The 2,304-nt window shown below is 67.9% G+C and carries 1 protein-coding gene and 1 pseudogene; both read right to left on the reverse strand.

Annotation, left to right across the window (positions count from 1 at the left end; all coding sequences use genetic code 11):
- Nucleotides 1–420 (reverse strand): annotated as a pseudogene (locus tag G3N58_RS33700) (cell division protein FtsZ); the annotation flags it as partial.
- Between the two features lie 113 nt (nucleotides 421–533).
- Nucleotides 534–2,304, reverse strand: a 1,771-nt coding sequence (locus tag G3N58_RS33705) for an AAA family ATPase (RefSeq protein ID WP_206001352.1), incomplete at its 5' end; no start/stop codon positions are given.

The raw sequence follows: 2,304 nt of genomic DNA on the forward strand, positions 1-2,304 counted from the left end.
CTGGGCCGCGGGCGCCTCGGCGGCTCGCTCGCCGTCCTGCCCCTGGGCCGCGGCGTGCTCGCCTTCGGTCTCGCCCTCGGCGGCCGGATAACCGTTCGGCGAGGTCGTCTCGGCCTGGATATCGGCCGGCGTATCGAGCGGCGCGGCGCTCACGCCGAACGTCGGCTCGACGCGCGCGGCAGCCGGATCGGCCGCCGCCTCCGTATTCACAGTCGGTTCGCGCCGCGTGGCCGGGCGCGCCGGCTCGATGAACGGGCTCTGCTCCTCATGCTCGTCCCGCGCGAGACTCTCGGCGGTCTCGGCCGGCATGGGCCGCGGCATCTTGCGGCGCACCTTCGCGCCCTGCCACGCGTTGTATACGACCACGCCCCCGACCACCACGGCACCCGCGCCGATCAAACCGAGTGTCAACTCGTCCATGCATGCTCCATCAGCAATTCTTCTATCCGCGCGGCCCTGCGTCCGCTGCCCGTTCCGCGCGGCTTGCACTGCAAGCCGCTGCGCTGAACGCGGACGCCCGCGCAGGCTTTAACTTAAACGATATTCTGGGCGAAACCGGCCGCCGTTTCCATGTCGACCGCGACGATCCGCGACACGCCCTGCTCCTGCATCGTCACGCCGATCAGTTGCTGCGCCATTTCCATCGCGATCTTGTTGTGCGAAATGAACAGGAACTGGGTCTTGTCCGACATCGCGCGCACGAGGTTCGCGAAACGCTCGGTGTTGGCGTCGTCGAGCGGTGCGTCCACTTCGTCGAGCAGACAGAACGGCGCCGGATTCAGCTGGAACATCGCGAACACGAGCGCGGTCGCGGTCAGCGCTTTCTCGCCACCCGACAGCAGGTGAATCGTCGAATTCTTCTTGCCCGGCGGCTGCGCCATCACCTGCACGCCGGCATCGAGAATTTCGTCGCCGGTCATGATGAGCTTGGCCTGGCCGCCGCCGAACAGACGCGGGAACAGTTCGCCGAAATGACGGTTCACTTCGTCGAAGGTGCTTTGCAGAAGCGTGCGCGTTTCGGCGTCGATCTTGCGGATCGCGTCTTCGAGCGTTTCGATCGCGCTCGTCAGGTCGGCCGACTGCGAATCGAGGAAGCTCTTGCGCTCGGTCGCGGCCTTCAGTTCGTCGAGCGCGGCCATGTTGACGGGCCCGAGCGCGACGATCGCGTTGTTGATGCGCGTGACTTCGCCCTGCAGGTACGACGGCTTCATGTCCGGCGTGAGCCTCGTCTGCAACTCGGCTTCGTCGACGCCGGCCGCGACCAGTTGCTCGACGAACTGCTCGCCGTTGATCCGCGCAGCCTGCTCCTTCAGTTGCAATTCGTTGATGCGGTCGCGCAGCGGCTGCAGCGCGCGCTCGGTGCTCAGGCGCGTTTCGTCGGCCGCGCGCAGCTTCGAGGTGAGGTCGTCGAGTTCGATGCGCGCGGCGCGCAGCGCCTCTTCCTTCGCGGTGCGGATGTCGAGCGCATCCTGCAGGCCGGTATGCGCGGTCTGCTCGTTGATCGTTTCGAGTTCGGCGCGCGCGTCTTCGAGCGAGCTCGCGACGCGCTCGCTCTGCTCGTGCGCGACCTGGATGCTGCGCTTCAGTTCGTCGATGCGGTTCGCCATGTTGCGCGCGGCAAAGCGCGCGTCGGTGGCGGCGCGGTCGAGATCACGCACGTCGCCGCGCGCGCTCGTGAGCGTTTCGTCGAGTGCTTCGAACGCCAGCTGGTGATCCTCGAAGCGCGCCTGCAACTCGGCGAGTTCGCCGTCGTGACGCTCGAAATTCGCTTCCGATTCCGCGCGCAGCGCGCGCTGCTCGTCGATCTGCGCGGCGATCTCTTCGAGTTCCTCGCGAATCTGCGTGCTGCGCTGCGTGTAGCGCTCGTGCGCCTGGGTGAGCTTGAGCACGTCCATCTGCAACGCGTGGACACGCTGCGTCGCGCGCTCGGCCTGCTGGCGCGCGTCGCTCAGCGCCTGCGCGGCCTGCGTATGCGCGGCTTCGGCGCGGATCGCGGCGGCCTTTGCCTCGTCGGCGAGCAGCGCCTGCGCGCGCACCTGGCGGCCGAGGTTTTCGATTTCCTGCTGACGCGCGAGCATGCCGGCCTGTTCGGAATCGGCCGCATACAACTGCACGCCGACGCGCGTAACCACATGCCCCGCCTTGACGACGAACGCGCCGCCTTCCGGCAGTTGCGAGCGCATCGCGAGCGCCTGTTGCAGGTCGTCGGCGACGAACGTGAGGCCGAGCCAGTCGTTGAGCACCGCGCGGATGCCCGCATCGTCGATCCGCACGAGCGCCAGCAACGGCCGCAGCGCGGCCGGC

Source organism: Paraburkholderia sp. Ac-20342, assembly GCF_017104985.1.
GTDB lineage: Bacteria > Pseudomonadota > Gammaproteobacteria > Burkholderiales > Burkholderiaceae > Paraburkholderia.